This window comes from Propionibacterium acidifaciens (genome assembly GCF_003798325.1).
GTDB classification, from domain to species: Bacteria; Actinomycetota; Actinomycetes; order Propionibacteriales; family Propionibacteriaceae; genus Propionibacterium; species Propionibacterium acidifaciens.
Genome location: NZ_CP033719.1, coordinates 2,612,558 through 2,634,639, shown reverse-complemented (window position 1 = coordinate 2,634,639; position 22,082 = coordinate 2,612,558). Strand labels below are relative to the sequence as shown.

At 69.0% G+C, this 22,082-nt stretch carries 17 protein-coding genes and 1 pseudogene; 13 read left to right on the top strand and 5 right to left on the bottom strand.

Annotation, left to right across the window (positions count from 1 at the left end):
• Nucleotides 1-28 precede the first annotated feature (28 nt).
• The 11 genes and pseudogenes from gmd to EGX94_RS11210 all read left to right on the top strand — a co-directional run bounded on the left by gmd (nt 29) and on the right by EGX94_RS11210 (nt 10,261).
• The gene (gene gmd, locus EGX94_RS11250) at nt 29-1,081 is read left to right on the top strand and encodes a GDP-mannose 4,6-dehydratase (protein WP_021797730.1); all 1,053 of its coding nucleotides are present in this window, start codon (nt 29-31) and stop codon (nt 1,079-1,081) included.
• Nucleotides 1,078-2,115 carry a GDP-L-fucose synthase family protein gene (locus EGX94_RS11245; protein WP_021797725.1) on the top strand — a complete coding sequence of 346 codons (1,038 nt, stop codon included), beginning with the start codon at nt 1,078-1,080 and terminating at the stop codon, nt 2,113-2,115. The genes gmd and EGX94_RS11245 overlap by 4 nt, the downstream gene beginning before the upstream one ends.
• Nucleotides 2,112-3,722: a class I adenylate-forming enzyme family protein gene (locus EGX94_RS11240; RefSeq protein ID WP_123826329.1), complete on the top strand. Its 1,611-nt coding sequence runs from the start codon at nt 2,112-2,114 to the stop codon at nt 3,720-3,722. The genes EGX94_RS11245 and EGX94_RS11240 overlap by 4 nt, the downstream gene beginning before the upstream one ends.
• A 107-nt stretch (nt 3,723-3,829) precedes the next feature.
• The gene (locus tag EGX94_RS13505) at nt 3,830-3,985 is read left to right on the top strand and encodes a hypothetical protein (protein WP_021798585.1); all 156 of its coding nucleotides are present in this window, start codon (nt 3,830-3,832) and stop codon (nt 3,983-3,985) included.
• The gene (locus EGX94_RS11235) at nt 3,982-4,224 is read left to right on the top strand and encodes a phosphopantetheine-binding protein (RefSeq protein ID WP_021798586.1); all 243 of its coding nucleotides are present in this window, start codon (nt 3,982-3,984) and stop codon (nt 4,222-4,224) included. Before EGX94_RS13505 ends, EGX94_RS11235 begins: the two co-directional genes overlap by 4 nt.
• Nucleotides 4,221-5,138, top strand: a complete 918-nt coding sequence (locus EGX94_RS11230; RefSeq protein WP_021798583.1) for a class-II aminoacyl-tRNA synthetase family protein — start codon at nt 4,221-4,223, stop codon at nt 5,136-5,138. The genes EGX94_RS11235 and EGX94_RS11230 overlap by 4 nt, the downstream gene beginning before the upstream one ends.
• Nucleotides 5,139-6,246: 1,108 nt before the next feature.
• Nucleotides 6,247-6,458 (top strand): annotated as a pseudogene (locus EGX94_RS13940) (ISL3 family transposase); the annotation flags it as partial.
• 236 nt (nt 6,459-6,694) lie between these two features.
• On the top strand, nt 6,695-7,651 hold the full coding sequence (locus tag EGX94_RS11225; RefSeq protein WP_081707478.1) for a GHMP family kinase ATP-binding protein: 957 nt from the start codon (nt 6,695-6,697) through the stop codon (nt 7,649-7,651).
• Entirely contained in the window at nt 7,648-8,568 is a 921-nt protein-coding gene (locus tag EGX94_RS11220; RefSeq protein ID WP_081707477.1) for a DMT family transporter, read from the top strand. The genes EGX94_RS11225 and EGX94_RS11220 overlap by 4 nt, the downstream gene beginning before the upstream one ends.
• Nucleotides 8,569-8,592: 24 nt before the next feature.
• Nucleotides 8,593-9,522 carry a pyridoxal-phosphate dependent enzyme gene (locus EGX94_RS11215; RefSeq protein ID WP_021798581.1) on the top strand — a complete coding sequence of 310 codons (930 nt, stop codon included), beginning with the start codon at nt 8,593-8,595 and terminating at the stop codon, nt 9,520-9,522.
• Nucleotides 9,523-9,544: 22 nt separating this feature from the next.
• Complete coding sequence (locus EGX94_RS11210; protein ID WP_043123036.1) at nt 9,545-10,261, top strand: alanyl-tRNA editing protein; 717 nt, start codon at nt 9,545-9,547, stop codon at nt 10,259-10,261.
• A 38-nt stretch (nt 10,262-10,299) separates the two neighbouring features.
• Here EGX94_RS11210 and hrpA read toward each other — a convergent pair whose 3' ends face one another.
• Nucleotides 10,300-14,238, bottom strand: a complete 3,939-nt coding sequence (gene hrpA / locus EGX94_RS11205) for an ATP-dependent RNA helicase HrpA (protein WP_123826327.1) — start codon at nt 14,236-14,238, stop codon at nt 10,300-10,302.
• A gap of 37 nt (nt 14,239-14,275) precedes the next feature.
• Entirely contained in the window at nt 14,276-15,229 is a 954-nt protein-coding gene (locus tag EGX94_RS11200; protein ID WP_021798687.1) for an AEC family transporter, read from the bottom strand.
• Nucleotides 15,230-15,375: 146 nt separating this feature from the next.
• Here EGX94_RS11200 and EGX94_RS11195 point away from each other — a divergent pair, with 146 nt between their 5' ends.
• Complete coding sequence (locus EGX94_RS11195) at nt 15,376-16,326, top strand: sugar-binding transcriptional regulator (RefSeq protein WP_021798686.1); 951 nt, start codon at nt 15,376-15,378, stop codon at nt 16,324-16,326.
• A gap of 152 nt (nt 16,327-16,478) precedes the next feature.
• Here EGX94_RS11195 and EGX94_RS11190 read toward each other — a convergent pair whose 3' ends face one another.
• Genes EGX94_RS11190 through glpA form a run of 3 tightly spaced genes read right to left on the bottom strand, consistent with a single transcriptional unit; the run spans nt 16,479 to nt 20,790 of the window.
• Nucleotides 16,479-17,840 carry an anaerobic glycerol-3-phosphate dehydrogenase subunit C gene (locus tag EGX94_RS11190; protein WP_021796523.1) on the bottom strand — a complete coding sequence of 454 codons (1,362 nt, stop codon included), beginning with the start codon at nt 17,838-17,840 and terminating at the stop codon, nt 16,479-16,481.
• Nucleotides 17,837-19,138: a glycerol-3-phosphate dehydrogenase subunit GlpB gene (gene glpB / locus EGX94_RS11185; RefSeq protein ID WP_021796528.1), complete on the bottom strand. Its 1,302-nt coding sequence runs from the start codon at nt 19,136-19,138 to the stop codon at nt 17,837-17,839. Before glpB ends, EGX94_RS11190 begins: the two co-directional genes overlap by 4 nt.
• Nucleotides 19,135-20,790, bottom strand: a complete 1,656-nt coding sequence (gene glpA / locus EGX94_RS11180) for an anaerobic glycerol-3-phosphate dehydrogenase subunit GlpA (RefSeq protein ID WP_021796521.1) — start codon at nt 20,788-20,790, stop codon at nt 19,135-19,137. The genes glpB and glpA overlap by 4 nt, the downstream gene beginning before the upstream one ends.
• 261 nt (nt 20,791-21,051) lie before the next feature.
• Between glpA and EGX94_RS11175 the strand changes: the two genes are divergently transcribed.
• Complete coding sequence (locus EGX94_RS11175) at nt 21,052-21,936, top strand: patatin-like phospholipase family protein (protein WP_028706655.1); 885 nt, start codon at nt 21,052-21,054, stop codon at nt 21,934-21,936.
• Nucleotides 21,937-22,082 lie beyond the last annotated feature (146 nt).

Below are 22,082 nucleotides of genomic sequence, written 5' to 3'. Positions count from 1 at the left end.
AGCATCCACCCCTAGCGAAAGTCACACCATGTCCACACGAGCATTCATCACCGGCATCACGGGCCAGGACGGCTCCTACCTGGCGGAGCTCCTGCTCTCGAAGGGCTACGAGGTGCACGGCCTCATCCGCCGCTCCTCGAGCTTCAACACCCACCGCATCGACCACCTCTACCGCGACCCCCACGATCCGGACGCCCGGCTGTTCCTGCACTACGGCGACCTGTCCGACGGCGCCCGCCTCGTGACGCTGCTGCACGGCATCGACCCGGAGGAGGTCTACAACCTCGCCGCCCAGTCGCACGTGCGCGTCTCCTTCGACGAGCCCGAGCACACCGCCGACACCACCGGCGTCGGCACCGTCCGGCTGCTCGAGGCCGTGCGCCAGTCCGGCATCGGGGCCCGCTTCTACCAGGCCTCCACCTCGGAGCTGTTCGGCGCGACCCCGCCGCCGCAGAACGAGTCCACGCCGATGTACCCGCGCTCGCCCTACGGCGCGGCGAAGATGTACAGCTACTGGATCACCAAGAACTACCGCGAGGCCTACGACATGTTCGCGGTCAACGGGATCCTCTTCAACCACGAGTCCCCGCGCCGCGGCGGCACCTTCGTGACCCGCAAGATCACGCGCGCCGTGGCCGCCATCAAGGCCGGCCTCCAGGACGAGCTCTACATGGGCAACATCGACGCGATCCGCGACTGGGGCTACGCCGCCGAGTACGTCGAGGGCATGTGGCGCATCATGCAGGCCGACGAGCCCGAGGACTTCTGCCTGGCCACCGGCCGCGGCACGACGGTGCGCGAGTTCCTCGACCACGCCTTCGGGCACGTGGGCCTGGACTGGCACGACCATGTGCGCTTCGACGAGCGCTATCTGCGCCCCACCGAGGTCGACGCCCTCATCGGCGACCCGACGAAGGCCCATGAGAGGCTCGGCTGGCACGCCCGGGTCGACGTCAAGGAGCTCGCCGAGATCATGGTGGACGCGGACATCGAGATCCTCGCCCACCACACCGATCCCTGGATCGACGTGCCCCGCACCGACTGGGCCGACCGGGTCCCGCGAGTGGAGGCGCGGGCATGAGCAGCACGACCCACTCCCCCGCCCCGACCGGCCGCCCCGACCCGATCGACCGCGACGCGGTGACCTACGTCGCCGGGCACCGCGGCCTCGTCGGCTCGGCCATCTGGCGCCGCCTCGAACGGGCAGGCTTCAGCCGTCTCGTCGGCGCGAGCCACGCGGAGCTCGACCTGACCGACCGGGCGGCCGTCCTCGCCCGCTTCGAGGCCGTCCGGCCCCGCTACGTCTTCCTGGCGGCGGCCAAGGTCGGCGGCATCATGGCGAACGACATGTACCCGGTCGACTTCCTGTCGGTCAACCTGCGCATCCAGACCAACGTCATGGACGCGGCCCTGGCCACCGGCACCGAGCGGCTGCTGTTCCTCGGCTCCTCGTGCATCTACCCGAAGCTGGCCCCCCAGCCGATCCCCGAGGACGCCCTGCTCACCGGCCACCTGGAGCCCACGAACGACGCCTACGCGATCGCGAAGATCGCCGGCATCATCGGCACCCAGGCGGTGCGCCGCCAGTACGGCCTGCCGTGGATCTCCGCCATGCCGACGAACCTGTACGGCCCCGAGGACAACTTCGCCCTCGTCGGCTCGCACGTCCTGCCGGCCATGATCCGCCGCTACGACGAGGCCGTCCGCACCGGGGCCACGAGCATCACGAACTGGGGCACCGGCACGCCGCGCCGCGAATTCCTCCACGTGGACGACATGGCCGACGCCTGCCTGTACCTCATGGACCACTACGACGGCCCGAGCCAGGTCAACGTGGGCACCGGCAGGGACTGCACGATCGCCGAGCTCGCCGGGCTCGTGGCCGAGGCCACCGGGTACACCGGCGAGGTCGTCTGGGACGACTTCAAGCCCGACGGCACCCCGCAGAAGCTCCTCGACGTGAGCCTGCTGACCGGCATGGGCTGGCGGCCCCGCTACGGGCTGCGCGAGGGCATCGCCGACACCGTCGCCTGGTACCGGGCGCACCGGGCCGACTTCCGCGACCGCGACGCCGAACACCGGGACGCGGGCCGGCCGGATGCGGGGCGGGCATGATCAACGGCCCCTGGGTCGACCACTACCCGCCGGGCATCGAGAGGACCCTGCCGCCGGTCACCGACGACATCGTGGCCCATCTGCGGCTGGAGACCGTCGATCCCGACCGCGTGGCGCTGCGCCGCGATCGGCGGGCCCTCGGCTACGGACGGCTCGTCGAGGCGCTGCACCGCGTCGCCGCCGGGCTGCTCGCCGCGGGGCTGGCCCCCGGCGACCGCCTCGCCCTCGTCGCCGGAGCCTCGCCCGAGCACGTCATCGCGCTGCTGGCCGCCCTGCGCGTCGGGGTCGTCGTCGTCGAGCACGACACGGCCGCCACCGCCCACGAGCTCGCCGGGCTGTTCGCCGACCACGGCGCGCGCCTGGCGGTCGTCGACGCCCCGGTGGCCGACCGGCTGCCCGCCGGTGTGCGGGCCGTCGTCATCGACCCGGCCGCCTCGACCACGGACGACGGGGCCGACGCCTCGCCGGACTGGGCCGGGCTGCTCGCCCACGAGCCGCTCGCGGCCGGCGCCGCGCGCCCGGCGGCGGACGGGACGGCGCTGCTGCTGTACACCTCCGGGACGACCGGCCGGTCGAAGGGCGTGCCCTTCACGCACGCCATGGTCGGCCACGCCATCGACCATAACCTCAACTTCTTCCGCAACCAGGCCCGCGGCGACGGCGTGCACTATCTCACGCTGCCGCTCAACCACGTCTACTCGCTCGTCGACCACCTGCTCAGCGGGCTGGCCCGCGCCGTCGAGCTCGTCGCCTTCGACCGGGGCGACATCGGCGCCGTCGTGCGCACCGCCGCGGCCCGCCCGCCCCGCAAGCTGGCGACGGTGCCCCCGATCCTCGCGGCGATCGCCGCCGCCGCGGCGCGGGCGGGCGTGCGATTCGACGACCTCTACGTCGTCACCGGCGGCATGCCGATGTCCGAGCAGCTCGTCCGGGACTGGCTGGCGGTGAGCGACCAGCGGCCCGTCAACGGCTGGGGCATGACCGAGTCCTGCGGCTACGGGCTCATGCCGCTGCCCGACCCCGAGCTGATCCCGCCGGGCAGCTGCGGCGTGCCGCTGCCCGGGCTGGACGTGCGCGTCTGCGATCCCGCCGACCCGACCCGCGAGCTCGGCCCGGGCGCGCGCGGCGAGCTGCAGCTGCGCGGGCGCCTCGTCACCGCCGGCTACTGGAACGACCCGCGGGCCACCGCCGAGGCCTTCACCCCCGACGGCCATCTGCGCACCGGCGACCTGGTGAGCATGGACGAGGAGGGCTTCTTCCACTTCCACGGCCGGCTCAAGGAGATCATCTCGGTGCAGGGCGAGAACGTCGCCCCCGCCGAGGTCGAGCAGCTCCTCGAGACCGTCCCGGGCATCGACCGGGCCTTCGTCCACGCGCGCGGCACGACGCCGGGCGTGAATCTGCTCATGGCCGCCTGCACGGCAGAGCCAGGGGCCCGGGTCGACACGGCGGCGGCCCTGGCGCTGTGCGCCGAACGGCTGGCCCCGTACAAGGTGCCGATGCGCCTGACCGTGGTCGACGAGCTGCCGCTGACCCCCGCCGGCAAGCCGCGCCGCGACATCGACGGGCACGCCTGGACGCGCGCGCACCAGGTGGGGAGGCGCTGAGATGGGCACCGCGACCGGCCGGCGGGACTCGCCGCGGCCCTCCCGGGCCGGGGGCGGCAGACCGCTCGGGGGCCGCTGCGGATCCCGGCACGACAGGAGATGGTGAGATGAACGGAACGGAGCAGGCGGTGCGCGAGGCGCTCGCCGAAGTGGGCAACCTGGACGAGGACGTGACGACGCTCGCCGCGGCCCTCCCGGGCCGGGGGCGGCAGACCGCTCGGGGGCCGCTGCGGATCCCGGCACGACAGGAGATGGTGAGATGAACGGAACGGAGCAGGCGGTGCGCGAGGCGCTCGCCGAAGTGGGCAACCTGGACGAGGACGTGACGACGCTCGCCGCGGACGCCTCGCTGGCCGATGCGGGACTGACCTCGCACGCAGCGGTGAGCCTGCTGCTCGAGATCGAGGACCGGCTCGGCATCGAATTCCCGCCCGAGCGGATGACGCCCGCCACGATGGCCTCCATCGGCGCCATCGTCGCCGAGATCGAGGCCCTGTCATGAGCCTGGTCGACGGCGAGAGCGCGCTGCGCGGGGCGCTGCGCGGGGCGGGCCATCTGCTCCCGGGGGCGCGCCCGGGCATCGACGGGCACGGGCCCGAGTTCGAGGCCGTCGTCGACGGGCTCTGGCGCGCCTACGCCGACCGGGCGCCGGCCGGCACCCCGGTCATGGCCTTCGGCCCGCTCATCGACGCGGCCCAGTTCACCGCCACCGACTACCCGCGGTCCTTCCCCCAGCTGGTCGGCGAGGTCGAGGTCTTCCGCGGGGGCGACCCCGAGCACCGCGCCCTCATCGGGGACGTCGACGCGGGCAGGGACTGGACCGGGTACTTCGAGCCGAGCGGCATGACGCTCGTCCCCGCGACCTGCCAGAACGTCTACCCCCGCTACGCGGGCACCCTCGAGGCGCCGACGACCGTCTTCTGCCGCAGCTGGTGCTTCCGCCACGAGCCGAGCGAGGATCCGGTGCGCATGGTGGCCTTCCGCATCTGCGAGTACGTCCACCTGGGCACCCCGGACAGCGCGGAGGCCTTCCGCGCCGACTGGCTCGAACTGCTCCTCGACCTCTTCCGCGGCCTCGGTCTCGACGTGGCCGCCGACCGGGCGAACGACCCCTTCTTCGGACGCGTCGGCCGGATGCTGGCGGCCAACCAGCTGCAGTCGGGCATGAAGAACGAGATCAGCGTCGACCTGTACCCCGACCGCCGGACGGCCATCTCGAGCTCGAACGCGCACCGCACGCACTTCGCCGACAGCTTCGGCATCCGCCTCCCCGACGGCGGGCCGGCGCACACGGCCTGCGCCGGCTTCGGCATCGAACGGGTCGCGATCGCCCTGCTCGCCACCCACGGCATGGCCGTCGCCGACTGGCCGGGGCCGGTGCGCCGGGCGCTGCGGCTCGGCCGGGAGACGGTCTGAGAGAAGGCCGAGGCTTCGGCCAGGCAGCAAGCGAAGAAGAGGTACGGCGAGGGAGGGGTACTGCCGCCACAAAACGAGATTGGTTGTCGGTTCGAGGGGGTGGGAGATGCTGAAAATCATTGTTAAAGCGGATCGCCTCGGGCACCTGGGGACGTGGGTGCGCGTGTCCTGCGTCGGTTTTTTGGCGGGCCGGTTGTGGGGGCGTGATCGGCGTCCGGGGGCAGGGGGACGCGGCCATGGGACGGCCACCGGTGTTCGGTGCGGGGCCAGGACCCGGGATGGCGTGCTGTCCGGCGAGACCGCGGTCGTCGTGGCGGGCCGCGAGGAGAAGGCCTCCGGGCAGTCGATCGGGGCCGGTGGAAGGCAGGGTTCCTCGAAGCGGGGAGGACTGCTCCGGCGGCCGGACCCGGGCCGTCGGCCCGCGGGGCCCGGGTCGAGGCCCGGGTCCGGCTGGTGCTGGTCACCCGCCGCGGACCAGCACGACGCGGCCGCCGGAGTCGAGCCGGCCCCCGCGGAGGCCGAAGCCATGCTCGACGGGGTCACGCCGCTGGACCGTCCCACCGACCCCGGGACGGGCGAGACCGCCCCGATCACGCCGGTCACCGACAACGGCGGGCCGTTCCGGCCGTTCCGGTCCGGGCACGTCATCACCGCCCACCCCGAGCCGGGTCACGTCCGCACCCGTGTCCGAGCCCGAGCGCGCCTCCCAGTCGCTGAAGCATGAGCGCCTCCACCGTGAGCGGATCGACGACGCCCTCGACCTCGCCCGCGAGGCCGACGCCCACCGGGCCGGGGTCAACACCGTCCGACCCCACCAGGCGCCGGCCCGGAACCGGCCCCGGACACCCACCGCGGCCCGGCCGACCCGGCCATCCCCAACTCTCCCCACCCCGAAACCCTGCCAACCACTCAACACAGGACAACGCCACAACAGGGCAGCACAACAGGGCAGCCTGAACCAGACGTTCACCACTGCCCGAAAAACCTACTTCACTCCGGCGTGTGCCGCAGGACCGTCGAAGGACTCGTGCCGGGCCGTGGGACTGCACGGCTTCCGGCGCACCCGACGGCATGGGGCCGATCCCCGTCTCGGCCCCGGGGGCGCGCGGTCGCCAAGCTCAACCGCACCCTAACCAAGCGTCGCGACGACATCCTCGCGCTCTCCGACCACCGAGACTCCAGCAACGACCCCACCGGGATCATCAACGGACGCTTCGAGCACCTACGCGACCACCCTAGTTTTCCGGAACCCGACCCAACTACATCACCCAATCACTACTCGAGACCAGCGGGTTTACACCCAACCTACACACGAGATTGCGAAGAGCCGCATATCTGGGTGTCAGCTGTGAGACTGCACGGTATAGGCGGCCGAATGATTAACAAATTCATAAGTTTCAGTGATCTCTTATTTAGGTTAGGCTTGACTAATTAATTTTGAGCAAAAGAGCAAGTCACTGGACACTTCCATGACACCTAGAAGCTCTCATCATTGAAGTGTCCACGATGTGACCACCCTGTTGCAAAAGCTCGTGACTAGGGCTTAGATGTAAAGTATGCGAACCAAACATGTGGCTTCCATTACAGGAGCTAGACGGCATCGATGTCGCTTTGACACAAGAAGCTTCCCGATCACTTCCATTGACCACGTACATGGGACATTTGGAGAGCTTTTGCAGGGATATACCTTTGATTCAGAAAAAGTTCACCACTTTCTCTTTACTTCCCCCATTGTCGAATATCAGGCAAAAGCATATTTGACACCAAGGGGTAATCTTAATCAAAATCTTACCCAAGATAAAACAAAAGCTCTATCTATGCTGCATGCTCTTGCCGACGAAATGAACATAGAACTCGATGATCTGGTTTTACATATCAAGTCAAATATCCCAACAGGGAAGGGGTGTTCAAGTTCAACAGCCGATATCATGGCAACTGCCTTGGCTTTTTATGATTCTTTTTTCCCTCAGGTTCCTCTTCCTGTAGCATCAGCATTAATATCACATATCGCCATGACACTTGAGCGCGGTGAGTATCTTCTCCACCCAGGCATAACTGCCTGTGCGCAAGAAGAATATAAGGCCATCAAAAAATATCACACTGATATGGGTTTAACCGTAGTAGGAGTTGATGAAGGAGGTAAAGTTGATACTGTTAAATTTCACGCTACCCATCCTCCTCGCAAAGAATATTCAGAGACGTATCAAAAATTATTTGACCAAATGGATGCAGCATTAGTAAAAAATGACTGTTGGGAAGTGGGCCGTATAGCGACAGCAAGTTCAGAATTGCATCAAAAAGTCCTCCCAAAACGGAGTTATGACTACACCTTAAGACTTATGGACGAGGTCCACGCATACGGAGTTTGCGTAGCACATAGCGGAACAATGATAGGAATATTAATTTCATCTGATGATTCTACCTTAGAAACCAAAGTCAACTATATTAGAAAAAAGCTGTGCACTTTACCAGGAATAACACCACTGCCTACTCTAACTATCTTGGAATCATGAACATCCAACATGGATTCATCAAAAAGAAGAATACTTTGAAGATTCAAAAAACGAAAGCAATTATATATGTTATCTTCGCCGTTTGCTGTTTAGCTCTCGGTGGAGTTTTTGTCAGACTCAGTGAAGTTGGCCCGATTGCAACTGGTGGGTTTCGCTCACTCATAGCGGCTCCAATTCTGTTTTTATTAAGCATTCTGGGACAACACCGAAGCAGTAAAGCAAAACTGTCACTCCGCGATCACGCCATTATTGCAGCTGGAGGTTTTTTACTCGCTGCCGATTTGTGTTTATGGAACGTGTCTTTTTTCTATACAACCTTAGCCGAATCTAATCTTCTAGCAAATTTAGTTCCATTTATCGTCGCGATTTATGGATGGGTTTTTTATCGTACTGTTCCCGACAAACGGCTAGCAATACCAGCACTTTTCGCATTAGGAGGACTAGCACTACTTGCTCTAGCCAATGCTCATTTAAACCCTACGCACGTGTTCGGTGATGTGTTAGCTTTAAGCACAGCATTCTTTTACGCAGGGTTTCTCGTTGTTGCTAAGGAGTTACGAGAACGCTACCCAGCAATGCATATCATGTCAATCCTGAGTTTATGGTGCGCTTCCGGATGCTTTGCAGCAGCACTTTTACGAGGAGAAAAATTAATACCTCAAACATGGCGAGGATGGCTGCTGCTCGTGATATTAGCGATAACTTCTCAAATCTTAGGTCAAACCCTCATGGCGCATGCCGTACGGTTTCTACCGCTTCAGCTCGCTTCTCTGTTTGTACTACTACAACCCATAGCTGCAGCCTTATATGCATATATATTATTCAAAGAAAAACTGGCCCTTCCACAAATAATAGGAATAATAATACTTCTCGGCGCCATTTACAGATCGAAGACGATTTTGGAGTCTGAATCATGAATAAAATAATTTGGAGTCTGAACCATGAATAAAATAATCAGTCTCGACGAGGCAGAACAACGTATCGAAACGCTATGCGATCTAAAGATCATTCGTATCCACCATCCACAAGGAGAAGTACGTGCCATCTTCGGTTCTCCCACGACAGAATCCAGCTTCAAATCAATTCTAGGAATAGGATTACTCCTTCTGGCAAGACGCACCGGCAAGCTGTCATCAGGACAACCTGTCATTGAATCTACTTCTGGTTCTCTAGGAGTCGGTCTCGCAGCCGCCGGAATGCTTCTAGGGCACCCTGTCCATCTCGTTTCAGACATCAATATTCCGCAGATCACGCTCCAGAAAATTAAATATTTAGGTGCGACCATGCACCTAGTCAGTAAGCCTCACCCGACTCTTGGGATGCAGCAAAGTAGAGAAGATCAACTTCATGCTTTACTAGCTGATAATGAAGAATTATATTGGCCAAAGCAGAATGATTCTGACCTCAACCCAGAAGTTTATCGACGCTGGCTGGTACCAAAAATAGAATTACAACTTAAATCTATGAATCGTGTAGACGCGGGATGCTTTGTGGTTGGAAGCGGAGGCCATTTTACTGCATTTGCAGAAATGCTGAATCGCTACTCAATTCCTTCATACGTCGCAGATCGACAAGGTTCCGTTACTTTTGGAGGAAAACCAGGCTTTTCCATTCTTCGAGGAACCGGTAATCAAAATACCGTTCCTGAGGTCATAAGCAGGGCAATGCACCTAGTACGAGGTGTCCACGTGTATACTGATGAAGAAGCTGTTGAACATTGTCAAAGATTAGCGCGAGAGGGGATATTCGTGGGAGGTTCGTCAGGTGTCGCCTACGCTGGAAGTCTAGATGTTATGCGCGAAGTTGGAAACAACGCAGTTGTCTTGACTTTTTTCCCAGACAGAGGTGAGCTCTACCAAGATCTTATCTAAGATTCCACAGAGGGACGCTACAATGAATTTAAGTACAATTCCTTTCACCCGGTTGCTCTACAATGCCGATCCCTATCAGCGGCAGGCGACTTCATCAGTACTCGCAATCGACGGCGATGACGTCGTCCTTTCCGCCACCCTTTGCTATCCCGAAGGAGGCGGACAGGCTGCCGACAAGGGTTGGCTGAACGGCCACGAGATCACGGCGCTGAGGCGTGAGCATGTTCAATTCCGACAAACCGAATATGACAGCTCCGTGGCCGTCTCGTCCGTAGTAGTCCACACCGTTCCCGGTCATGATTTCATGGTTGGCGATGTCGTCTCCTCGACCCTCGACTGGGATTGGCGCTATGCCAACATGAAGATGCACACGCTCGCGCACCTGCTGTTCATCGCCACCAGCGAGTTCCTCGCCGGGCAGGGTTTGCCGGTCGCAACCAAGGGCTGCCAGATAGAAGGGCGTTCTGCACGATTCGATTTTCGCGCGGACATCGCCGCGGAATCCCTCCCCGGTATCCAGCAGCACGTGCAGGAACTGGTCGATTCGGGAATCGACGCGCACGTGACGGAGACGACCGACGGCATTCGCCTGTGGCAGGCGGCCGGATTCGTCATCCCGTGCGGCGGAACTCATGTCCGGTCCATGCAGGAAATCGATGGGCAGGTAACCGTGCGACGGCGTCGGAAGGGCAGCGGCCTGACGCGACTGTACGTCTCCCACGAGGAGCCGCAGAAGTAAGGTGCGGCTCATCCGGGACCCTTCGCAGGCGGAAATACCTATCGATCGCCAGCGGCCCGGGCGATGGCCTGGCGGATCCGCTTGGGCGAGACCGTCCGGCTCGTGCCGAGGCGCTGGGCGAACAGCTGCACCCGGTACTCCTCCAGCAGGAAGCCGATGTCCTCGACCGGGCCGGGCAGCGGGCCGTCGGGCTGGGCGTCGCACAGCTCGTCGTACTCGGCGGCGAGCTCGTCGAGGCCGGCCAGCAGCCCCTCGTCCCGGCCCGGATCGGCCCGCGCCGCGTCCAGGCGCATCGACGCGGCGCGCAGATAGCGCGGCAGGTGGGTGAACCAGGGGTCGGTGGTGAACGAGATGAAGCCGTCGAAGACGAGGTTCCCCAGCTGGGCGCTCACGTCCTCGCGGGTGGCCTCGGGCGCGGCGGGCAGGTCGGCGCGGATCTGCTGGGCCCAGCCGAGGGCCGCCGACGCGGTGGCGACGACCTCGCGCATCACGTCGGCCTGCTCGGCGCGCACCCGGGCGGCCAACGCGGTGAACCGCTCCTCGTCGCGCACCAGGGCGGGGTCGACGTGCGCGCGGGCGGCCCGGTCGACGGCCTTGAGGCGGGCGTCGGCGAGCAGCTCCGGCACGCCCGGGTAGGGGCTGTCGCCGAGCCACAGCCTCTCGCGCGCCCCGAGGTGGGCAACCACCCAGCGCGTCGGGTCGGGGTTGACGAGCACGAGGAGGCGCCGGACGCCGCGCGCGTGCGAGCGCGCGGCCGCCTGCGGGCCGTCGGCGAGGAAGAGGGCCACCGAGTCACCGTCGTCGCGCAGGGCCGGGTGGCCGACCGCCCGCAGCCCGCCCCGGCGGATCGTGCTGGTGTCCTCGATCGTCCCGAAGACCCACGAGGTGGCGCCGGTCGTCGCGCTGCGGCGCGAGGCCCGGGTGAGGGTGGCCGAGACGCGCTCGGCCAGGTGCCGCTGGAGGGCGGCCAGGTCCTTGCCCTGGTCGACGGGCCGGCCCCGCTCGACCACCTGGAAGCGCACTCGCAGATGCCCCGGGACGGCGTCGGGCCTCCACTGGTCGGCCTCGACGACGACGCCGGTCAGGGCGCGCAGCGCCCGGCCGAGCTCGACGTGCAGGGGCCGGGAGCGGTCGGCCCCGTTCTCGCGAAGCCAGCGCAGGACGGCGCGGGCCCGGTCGGGCGCCGGGACGAGGGCGGTGCGCACCTGCTTGGGCAGCGTGCGGATCAGCTCCGTGGCCAGCTCGGTGCGCAGGCCGGGCACCTGCCAGCTGAAGGGCTCGGGGCGCAGCTGGTTCAGCTCGGCGAGCTCGACGGTCACGGTCACGCCGTCGGCGCCGGAACCGGGGTCGAAGACGTAGCCGACCGGGAGGTCCAGGGCGCCGACCCGCCAGTGGTCGGGGAAGGCGTCGACGTCGACGGCGTCCGCGTCGGGGCGCACCAGCTCGTCCATCGTCAGGTCGAGCAGGTGCTCGTCGGGCTCACGGGCCCACCAGGCGTCGAAGGTCGCCCCCGAGACGACGGAGGCCGGGATGCGGGCGTCGTAGAAGTCGACGATCGTCTGGTCGTCGACGAGCAGGTCGCGGCGGCGGGTGCGCTCCTCGAGCTCGGCGACCTCGGCGCGCAGCCGCTCGTTGTGCTCGAGGAAGCGGTACCGCCCGCGGGGGTCGCGGGGCCGCCAGCCGCCCTCGACGAGGCCGGCGCGGAGGAAGATCTCGCGGGCCCCGGCGGGGTCGACGCGCCCGTAGTCGACGAGCCGGTCGGTGAACAGCGGCACGCCGAACAGACTGGCCCGCTGGTGGGCCAGGACGGCGGCCGCGCTGCTCGACCAGTGCGGCTCGGAGCAGCCGTAGCGGACGAGCGGACCGGCGACGGACTCGACCCACTCCGACTCGATGCGGGCGCACGTGCGGGCCCACAGGCGGTTCGTCTCGACGAGCTCGACGGCCATGACCAGCGGCGGGTTCCGCCCCGACAGCGCCGAGCCGGGCGCGATGGCGAAGCGGGTGCCGCGGGCGCCGAGGTACTCGCGCGGCCCGCGGGGCCGGCGTCCGCCGCGGTGCTGCCGCCCGCCCCGGGGCCGCTCCTCGACCTCGAGCAGGCCGATGTGCGAGAGCAGGCCCGCCAGGACCGACTGGAGGATCGCCTCGGTGCTCCCCGGGCCCTCGTTGCGCCGCAGGCGCAGCTCGCGGTCGATGCCCGACAGCTGGGAGCGCAGATCCCACCACTCGCGCACGCGCAGGTGATTGATGAACTCGTCCCGGCAGAGGCGGCGGAAGCGGTTGCCCGACAGGGCCCGGCGCCGCGCCCGCAGATAGCGCCACAGCCGCCAGATGGCCAGGACGTCGCCGCCGGGGTCGGCCTCCGGGGTCGGGGCGTCGAACTCGCCGCGGCGCCCGTTCCGGGCGGTCCAGCGCGCCGGCCCGTCCTCGGCCTCGGGCCCGGCGTCGGCGCCCGCGGCGGGCCGGCCCCCGTCGGCCCCGGCGAGGACCTCGTCGGTGAGGAAGCGGCGGTGGAGCCGGTCGGCCTGCTGGCGCTTGTCGGCCGGGCGCTCGCGCACGTCCTGCATGGCCAGGGCGGCGACGATCACCTCGACCTCGCGCAGGCAGTCGCGGCGGGAGGCCTCGACGAGCATGCGCCCCAGCCGCGGGTCGACGGGCATCTCGGCCAGTCGGCGCCCGGTGCGGGTGAGGCGCGGGGCGCGGCGGTCGGAGCCCTTGAGGGCGCCGAGCTCGTCGAGCAGGCGCAGGCCGTCGGTGATCTGGGCGCGGTCGGGCGCCTCGACGAAGGGGAAGTCGCGGACGTCGCCGAGCTCGGCGCCGGCCATCCGGAGGATGACCGAGGCGAGGTTGGTGCGCAGGATCTCGGGCTCGGTGAACTCGGGCCGCGCCAGGTAGTCCTCCTCCGAGTAGAGGCGGAGGCACACGCCGGGCCCGACGCGGCCGCACCGCCCGGCGCGCTGGTCGGCGCTCGCGCGGCTGACGGGCTCGATGGGCAGCCGCTGCACCTTCGTGCGCGCCGAGTACCGCGAGATGCGGGCCAGGCCGGTGTCGACGACGAAGCGGATGCCGGGCACCGTGAGCGAGGTCTCGGCGACGTTGGTGGCCAGGACGATGCGCCGGGCGGCGTGCGCGGCGAAGACGCGGTGCTGCTCGGCCGCGGACAGGCGCGCGAAGAGCGGCAGCACCTCGGTGCCCGGCCCGAGGTCGGCCGCGGCGAGCGCGGCCGCGGCGTCCTTGATCTCGCGCTCGCCGGACAGGAAGACGAGGACGTCGCCGCTCGGCCCGAGCTCGCGCACGGCGGAGACGATGGCGGCCGGCATGTCGGGGTCGTCGCCCTCGTCCGGGGGCCGGTAGCGGATCTCGACCGGCCAGCCGCGACCGGAGACCTCGACGACGGGCGCCGGGGTCCCGTCGGGGCCGGCGAAGTGCTCGGCGAAACGGGCCGTGTCGATCGTCGCCGAGGTGATGACGACCCTGAGCTCGGGACGCGACGGCAGCAGCTGCTTGAGGTAGCCGAGCAGGAAGTCGATGGTGAGGCTGCGCTCGTGGGCCTCGTCGATGATGATCGTGTCGTAGCGGCGCAGCCGCCGGTCGTGGTTGATCTCGGCGAGCAGAACGCCGTCGGTCATGACCTTGACCCGGGTCCGCCGGGTGGCCCGGCGCGTGAAGCGCACCTGGTAGCCGACGGCGTCCCCCAGACCCACGCCCATCTCGTCGGCGAGGCGCTCGGCGACGGAGCGGGCGGCGATGCGCCGCGGCTGGGTGTGGCCGATGCTGCGCCGGCCCAGCCGCAGGCAGATCTTGGGAAGCTGGGTGGTCTTCCCCGAGCCGGTCTCGCCGGCCACGACGACGACCTGGTTGTCCCGGATGAGCCCGGCGATCTCGTCGGCGTGGGCGCTGATCGGCAGGGAGGGGTCGACGTCGAGGAGCGGCTCGTCGGCGACGGGCTCCTCGCGCGTATCGGGCGTGTCAGGCATGTCGGCTCAAGCATAGGCGCCCCGCGCGGAGCCCGGCTCAGGCCAGCGCGTGGACGAGGGCCGCGTAGCCGGTGATCGTGGGGATCGAGCAGACCGTCGTGATGAAGATGACATCCCTCGCCAGGGACACGTTCGTGTCGTAGCGGGAACTGAAGACGAAGACGTTCTGGGCCGTCGGCAGGCCCGCCATGACGACGACGGCGAGGGTCGTCGTGAGGTCGAGCCCGGCGAGGAGGGCGAGCACCCAGGCCGTCACCGGCTGGACGACGAGCTTGAGCACGCAGATGAGGGCGGTCTCGCCTCTGTTCTCGCGTCCGGGCGGCGAGCCGAGGCGCAGCGAGATGCCGAAGGCGATGAGCATGGACGGCACGGCGGTGCCGGCGAGCAGGTCGAGGGTGCCGACGACGAGGGCCGGCGGGGTCCAGTCGAGCAGGTTGAGGGCGAGGCCGGTCAGGACGCCGATCGTCATCGGGTTGCGGAAGGGGATCGACAGATTGCGCAGCACCGAGGTGCGGGCGCCGGTGCGCCGGGCGTTGTCCGCGTCGAGCAGGCTCAGCCCCAGCGGCTGGAGGACGATGACCTGGATCATGAGCACCGGCGCCACCCAGCTGGTGTCCTTCATGACGTAGGCGGCGATGGGGGCGCCCATGTTGTTGGCGTTGACGTAGGCCGAGCAGAAGGTGCCGATGATGAGATGGCTCGGGCCCGGACGCGCGCGGCCGGCGAGGCGGGCCCGCAGGAGGCACGAGCCCAGGTACAGGCCCGACGAGACGAGGATCGCGCCGATCGAGACGAGGACGTTGACGCTGAAGATGCGCTCCAGGTCGGCCCGGTACATCGTCACGGCCATGAGCGGCGGCAGCCCGATGAAGAAGGCGAAGCGGCTGAGCATCCGCTGGGCGTCCCCCCCGAAGAGCCCGAGGTGGGCCACGAGGACGCCCACGCCGATCACCACCCAGATGGTGGTGAAACCGCGCAGCACGTCGAGCACGAGGCGAGCCTACGCCGCGGGCCCCGCGCCCCGGCCGCCCCGGGCGGACGAGCCGGGATGAACCGTCCCGGGCCGGAACGTAGAATTTGGCCGGGCCCCGGACCGACCGGCGCCCGGCGGCCGGTGCCAGACGGGAGGTGACGGGAGTGCCCGATCGCGACGACGAGATGTACCGCGCGGCAGTGCTCTACTACGTGCAGGGCGAGTCGATGGACGCGATCGCCCGCCAGCTCGGCGTCTCCCGCTCGACCGTCTCCCGGAGCCTCAAGCAGGCCCGCGACACCGGCATCGTCCGGATCAGCCTCACCCACCCGCGCGACGCCTCGTCCGACGTCGAGCAGGAGTTCTTCAACCGCTTCGGGGTGCGCGCCCAGGTGGTCCCGGTGCGCGAGTCGGTCTCGGACGTCGCCCGTCTGGACCGGGTGGCCAAGGTCGCCGCCAACGCCATCGGCGAGGCGGTCGAGGACCGCACGACGCTCGGCATCGCCTGGGGCACGACGATCGACGCCGTCGCGGCGCACCTGCTGGCCAAGCCGGTGCGGGGCTGCACCCTCGTCCAGCTCAACGGCGCGGCGAACGACTCGACGACCGGCATCGACTACGTCTCGAACATCGCCTCGCGCTTCGCCGGCGCCTTCAACGCCCACTCCGTGCTCTTCCCCGTGCCGGCCTTCTTCGACTACGCGAGCACCCGCGACGCCATGTGGCGCGAGCGCTCCATCATGCGCGTGCGCGACACCCAGCGGGAGTGCTCGCTGGCCGTCTTCGGCGTCGGCTCGCTCGTCGGCGGTCTGCCCAGCCACGTCTACGAGTCGGGCTACTTCGACGACGAGGACCGCGCCGCGATGGCCCGCGACCGGGTCGTCGGCGACGTGTGCACCGTCCTGCTGCGCGAGAACGGCTCGTGGGCCGACATCGAGATGAACACCCGGGCCTCCGGGCTGACGCCCGTCCAACTGCGGCGCATCCCGCGGCGCATCGGCGTCGTCTCGGGGCGCGCCAAGGCCCGGCCGCTGCTCGCCGCACTGCGCGCGCGGGTCATGACCGATCTCATCGTCGACGACCAGACGGCCCGCCACGTACTCACGCTCGCCTGAGGGTGTCCGAGGCGCAGGGCCCGGGCGCAGGGGGTGCGGGCCCTCCCCCGGCCCGGGAGTCCGGGCGCTGCCGGCCCGGCCCGCAGGGTCCTCCGACGCGGCCGGGAGCCGGCCGCCGCGCGGATCGGACCGTACGGACCGGGCTCCGGGGCTCAGACCTCCGGGCTGCGGATGTCGGAGAGGCCGTAGGCCGCGTGGATCACGTGGATCGGGTGGACGATCGGCATGCCGGTGCCCTTGCGGATCTGCCAGCGGCAGGTCTCGGTGTCGCAGGCCCCGAGCTCGGCGCCGGAGGCCTTGAACTTGTCGAACAGGGGCCGGCCGATGGCCTGGGCGACCTCGAACTTCTCCTTCTTCAGGCCGTAGGTGCCGGCGATGCCGCAGCAGTTCTCGCCCGACTCGTCCACGGTGATCCCCGGCACGAGCTCCATGAGGCGCACGGCCGGCATCCCCATGCCCTGGCCCTTGACCTGGCAGGGGGCGTGGTACGGGATCGTCATCTCGATGCGCTCGAAGTCGGTGGGCAGCTCGTCGGCGTCGTACAGGTCGAGGAGGAACTCGCTCGTCTCGCGCATGCGCGCGCCGATGTCCATGACCTTCGGGTCGTCGACGCCCATGATCTCGTGGGCCTCGTGCTTGAGCATGCCGGCGCACGAGCCGGAGCTCGACACGACCGGAACGTCCCGGCCCGCCCGGGACAGCTGGGCGGCCAGCGCGACGACCGAGGAGCGGGCCTGGTCGAACAGGCCGTTCGACTGGCTGGCCAGCCCGCAGCAGCCCTGGCGGGGGACGATGACCCGGTAGCCGAGGTGCTCGAGGACCTCGATGGTCTTCTTGCTCGTCTCGACCTCGAAGTAGGTGCCGGCGCAGCCGGTGAAGAAGATCACCGGGCCGCGGTCGGGCTGGCCGGGGCGGCGGGCCGTGGGGCCGGAGCGGCGCCTGAGCCAGCCGCGGATCGACTGGCTCTGGGCGACCGGCATCGGGGCGTCGCGGTGGACGCCGACGACCTTCTCGACGGCCACGCGCAGCGGCCTGCGCCGGAGCGCCCAGTTGGCGACGGGGGCGACGGGCGTGAGCAGCTTGCCCTCGAGGGCGGTCCGGGTGATGAGCCGGTCGCGCAGCGGCATGTGGTCCTGCTTCATGACGGCGCGGGCCATGGAGTTGATCTCGGCGATCTTGACGCCCTGCGGGCAGTTCAGCGTGCAGATGCCGCAGCTGGAGCAGTAGTCGAGCGTGTGGTCGACCGATTCGCCGTTGCGGAAGCGCTCGGCCTGCGGCCCGACGAACTTCGGGCCCGCGAACATCTCGGTGACGCGGGCGACCGGGCACTGCGTCTCACAGATCGTGCACTTGACGCACTGGTCGAGCGAGAGGCGGTTGAGCTGCTGGGCCTCGTAGCTGTTCGGGTTGCGGTCGAGCCGGGGGCTCGCCTTCCTCAGGTGCTCCCAGACCGAGAACGACTCGTCGGCCCGGTCGCCGTGCCCCTGCTCGCGCTCGGGTGCGGTGGTGCTCATGCGGACTCCTTCAGGCTCTCGATGATCGAATCGGCGGCGCGCACCGCGCTGGCCAGAGCGATACCCTCGCCGGACTTCTCGTCCCAGCGCTGGGCCCCGGCGAGGATGCCGCCGGCGGCGTGGAGGTTCTCGTGGACGGGCCGCCCGGTGGACGGCTCGACGACGCGCATCGCCGCGTCGGCGGCGACGCCGACCCGGAAGATCGGCTGCCGTCCGGCCCAGGCGTCGTTGAGGAGCTCGCCGTCGGGCACCGCCAGGGGCAGCCCGAGGATGCGCTCGTGCAGGACGCCGTGGGAGTCGAGCTCGAGGGCGCCGGACTCGAAGCCGCCGGGGGCGAGCAGGAAGGCGCGGGCCTCCAGCGCCGTCTCGTGGCCCGCGGTGCCGACGAGCAGGGACCGGACCCGGCCCTCGCCGGTCCGCGCGCCGGTGACGCGCGAGCCGCCGATCAGCTCGACGCGGGCCGCCTTCGCCAGGTCGGTGAGCAGATCGTTGAGGCGCAGGCCCGCGACGCCGGGCGGCGGCAGCGGGATCTCGAAGAGCGGCCGGTCGAGCCCATCGGCGACGGCCCGGAAGGTCGCCGGGTCGAGCCCCAGAACGTTCGGCACGGCGACGGTCTCGCCGCGACGGGAGACCGTCCGCAGCGCCGCGATGAACTCCCCGCGACGCCCCGGGCGGTCGAGCGCGCGGGCGATGTTCACCGCGTTCGAGTCGGCCTCCGTGCCCCGGCCGGGGAAGCTGATCGAGGCGGAGCGGGTCGTGAGCAGGCCGCCGTCGGGCAGCCCGACGACCGCGAGGTTCTCGGCGACGAGCCGGGGCGAGAAGTCCTTGAGCTGGTCGATGCCGACGACCACGACGGAGCCGCCGCCGTGGAGGGCGCCGGGGGCGGCCGGGTCGAGGCTCACCGCGCCGGCGGCCATGGAGGGCGGGTAGAGGGCGGTGGGGCGCAGGCCGCCGAGGGCGGTCGGCAGCGCCGTGTTCGTCTCGACGTCGCCGAGGAGCGACTCGCCGACGAGCTCGCGCAGCCAGGCGACGCCGGCGCGGATGCCGTCGGCGCCGAGAACGGCGTACGGGTGGGTGGGGCCGCCCTCGTCCTCGGTGGACGCGCAGAACGCGCCGAGCTCGTCGAGCGGACGCTCGACGCGGGCGGGGCGGTAGCCGAGCACGTCGATCGTGCCCTGGCCCAGCTGCAGGCCGCCGCGGCCCATGTGGACGAGCGCGGTGCGCAGGCCGGCGCGGCGCAGGCGCAGCGAGGCGACCAGGCCGGACAACCCGGCGCCGACGACGACGACATCCCTCATGCCAGAACCTCCTGCTCGTGGGCGGCCGCGGCGGCACGGGCGCGGTCGCGGTCGTCGATCTCGGTGCCCACCGGGTACTGCTCGACCGGATCGGCCGCGCCGGGGGCGTGGTCGACGTCGAAGGTGCCGCGGGCGATCCACTCGTCGAGGGCGGCCTGGCGCAGCTGTGCGCCGGCCAGGATGGGCCACAGCCCGATCCAGCGATGCTTGAGGAAGCCGCGCAGCTCGGCGGTGGCCTCCACGGAGCTGCGGGCCCCGGAGGCGCACAGCAACCCGGCGGCGCGCGAGGAGCAGAAGCCGCCCTGGCAGGGGCCCATGCCCAGGCGCAGACGGCGGCGCAGGTCGTCGAGGCAGGCGTCCGGGTCGTCGGCGAGCAGGTCGAGGAACATCCTGCGGCTCATGAGCTCGCACTCGCAGATGATCTGGTCGTCGCGGCGGTCCCGCTCGCGATCGGCCAGGCGGTGGGTGACGGTGTAGGTCCGCGCGCCGCGGGCCGCGGGGACGGCCTCGTCGGCGGTGCGGCAGGGGCGCTCCTCACCCAGCTGCTCGCACATGAGGTCGACGATCCGCTCGGCCATGAGGCGATAGGTGGTGAGCTTGCCGCCGGTGATGGTGAGCATGCCCGCCAGGTGGTCGCGCTCGGCGTGGTCGAGCACGGACATGCCGCGGCTCATGTGGCGCGTGTCGGAGGCCGCCACGCGGGTGTCCTTGACCAGCGGCCGGGCGCCGGCCCAAGCGTGCACGGCGCGGGCCTGCCGGAAGCCGGGCACGAGCGCCTCGCCGGCGTCGAGCATCTGCTGCACCTCGGCGCGCGGGATGGCCAGCTTGTCGGGGTCGTCGGCCCGCACGTCGGTGGTGCCGATGATGGCGACCGTGTGCACCGGGACGAGGATGTCGCCGTCGGCCGGCTTGATGCAGCGGTTGACGACCATGTTCACCAAGCGGTGGTTCATCGCGATCATGATGCCCCGGCCGGGCACGACCTCGACGTCGTGGCAGCCGGCCATGGCGGCGATGCGACCGGCCCACGGGCCGCCCGCGTTCATGACGAAACGGCAGTCGATGCGCTTGCTGCCGCTGGCCTTGACGTCGCGGACGGTGACGCCGACGACCCGGTCGTCGGCGCGGTGGACGGCGACGACCTCGTGGTAGGGCAGCAGGTGCGCGCCGTACTCGCGGGCCGACCCGGCGGCGCCCCAGACCATCGCCCAGCCGTCGACGGTGCCGTCGAGGACGGCGAAGGCGCGCTTCGTGCCGGGGTTGAGGCGGGGCTCGCGGGCGAGCGCCTGCGCCACGGTGATCTCCTCGGCGGGCACGCGGGCCCGGGCCGCGGCGGCCAGGAAGCCGTCGGCGTACTCCTCGGAGTCGTCCGGCGTCACGACGAACAGGCCGCCGGTCTGCTCGACGGCGTTCGCGTGGATCCGGGTGACGATCCGGTTCTCCTCGGCGCACTCGCGCGCGGACTCGGGATCGGAGACGACGTAGCGCCCACCGGAGTGGAGCAGACCGTGGTAGCGGGCGGTGGTGCCCTGGGCCAGGTCGGCGCGGTCGACGAGCGCCACGGACAGGCCGCGCATCGCGGCGTCGCGGGCGATGCCCGCGCCGGTCGCACCGCCACCGATGACGACGACGTCGACGGTCAGGTCAGCCATACGAACCTCCAAGCAGCTTCGGCTGGCACGATGTACGCCGCTCACGTTAGGCCCCGCGCCATCCCCGCTCGGCACCGCGCGCCCATTCGTGCACGCTCCCGGTCCGTAATTGCACCTATGACCCGGCGGGTCGGACGGACGGGCTCGCCCGCCCGGCGTCGCGCGCGGGACAATGGCTGCGTGACGGATCCTCTGACACGGGCCCCGGGCGCGGCCTCCCCGGACGGCGACGCGCCGACGAGCGACGCGGCCGGCACCGCGCTGACGAGCAATGTGACCGACACCGCACTCGTCTTCGAGGGCGGCGGCATGCGGGCGAGCTACACGAGCGCGCTGGTCCGCGAGCTGATCGTCGGAGGGGTCTTCGTCGACTGGGTCGCCGGCATCTCGGCGGGCTCCAGCAACACGGCGAACTATCTGTCGCGCGACCCCGCCCGGGCCAGGGCGAGCTTCGTCGATCTCGTCGACGACCCGCACTTCGGCGGGCTCGGCACGCTCCTGCGCGGCGAGGGCTGGTTCAACGCCGAGTACATCTACCAGCGCACCGGCGGTCCCGGCCAGGCGCTGCCCTTCGACTTCGACACCTACCGCGCCAACCCGGCGCAGCCGAACTTCGGGGCCTTCCGCTGCGACACCGGGGAGCAGGTCTGGTTCACCCGGGCCGACACCGGCACCATGGACGAGCTCATGGTGCGGGTGCGGGCCTCCTCGACGATGCCCGGGCTCATGCCGGTCGTGACGATCGACGGGCTGGAGTACGTCGACGGCGCCCTCGGCGCCGACGGCGGCATCGGACTCGACCGCGCCCAGCGGGCCGGCTTCGACAGATTCCTCGTCGTGCTCACCCGCGGGCGCGACTACGTGAAGCCCGCCCCCACCCGGGGCCAGGAGCTGCTCTACCGGACCGTCTTCCGCCGGCGGCCGGCGGTGGTCGACGCCCTCCTGCACCGCCACGAGGGCTACAACGCGGTCCGCGAGGAGCTCTTCGCGCTCGAGGAGGCGGGCCGGGCGTACCTGTTCGTCCCCGACGTCATGCCGGTCGACAACGGCGAGCGCGACCGGGCCCGGCTGTCCGCGAGCCACGCCGCGGGTCTGGAGCAGGCGCGTCGGGAACTGCCGGCGATCAAGGAGTTCCTGGGCCTGTGAGCCGGGCCCCGTCCGCCCCGCGGGCCCGGGCCCCGGCGAGTCCGTCGGGGATGGTGACGGCACCGGCGCATCCGCCCGCGGATCCGGGATCACCGGCACCGGCGCTCCGGTCCCGGGGCCGACGGGTGCCGCCCCGCGGGCCGGGG

Bases quoted from the DNA above. Each gene is read 5' to 3' on its own strand.
- gmd (WP_021797730.1), top strand. From the start codon at position 29: ATGTCCACACGAGCATTCATCACCGGCATCACGGGCCAGGACGGCTCC.
- EGX94_RS11245 (WP_021797725.1), top strand. From the start codon at position 1,078: ATGAGCAGCACGACCCACTCCCCCGCCCCGACCGGCCGCCCCGACCCG.
- EGX94_RS11240 (WP_123826329.1), top strand. From the start codon at position 2,112: ATGATCAACGGCCCCTGGGTCGACCACTACCCGCCGGGCATCGAGAGG.
- EGX94_RS13505 (WP_021798585.1), top strand. From the start codon at position 3,830: ATGAACGGAACGGAGCAGGCGGTGCGCGAGGCGCTCGCCGAAGTGGGC.
- EGX94_RS11235 (WP_021798586.1), top strand. From the start codon at position 3,982: ATGAACGGAACGGAGCAGGCGGTGCGCGAGGCGCTCGCCGAAGTGGGC.
- EGX94_RS11230 (WP_021798583.1), top strand. From the start codon at position 4,221: ATGAGCCTGGTCGACGGCGAGAGCGCGCTGCGCGGGGCGCTGCGCGGG.
- EGX94_RS11225 (WP_081707478.1), top strand. From the start codon at position 6,695: ATGCGAACCAAACATGTGGCTTCCATTACAGGAGCTAGACGGCATCGA.
- EGX94_RS11220 (WP_081707477.1), top strand. From the start codon at position 7,648: ATGAACATCCAACATGGATTCATCAAAAAGAAGAATACTTTGAAGATT.
- EGX94_RS11215 (WP_021798581.1), top strand. From the start codon at position 8,593: ATGAATAAAATAATCAGTCTCGACGAGGCAGAACAACGTATCGAAACG.
- EGX94_RS11210 (WP_043123036.1), top strand. From the start codon at position 9,545: ATGAATTTAAGTACAATTCCTTTCACCCGGTTGCTCTACAATGCCGAT.
- hrpA (WP_123826327.1), bottom strand. From the start codon at position 14,238: ATGCCTGACACGCCCGATACGCGCGAGGAGCCCGTCGCCGACGAGCCG.
- EGX94_RS11190 (WP_021796523.1), bottom strand. From the start codon at position 17,840: ATGAGCACCACCGCACCCGAGCGCGAGCAGGGGCACGGCGACCGGGCC.
- glpB (WP_021796528.1), bottom strand. From the start codon at position 19,138: ATGAGGGATGTCGTCGTCGTCGGCGCCGGGTTGTCCGGCCTGGTCGCC.
- glpA (WP_021796521.1), bottom strand. From the start codon at position 20,790: ATGGCTGACCTGACCGTCGACGTCGTCGTCATCGGTGGCGGTGCGACC.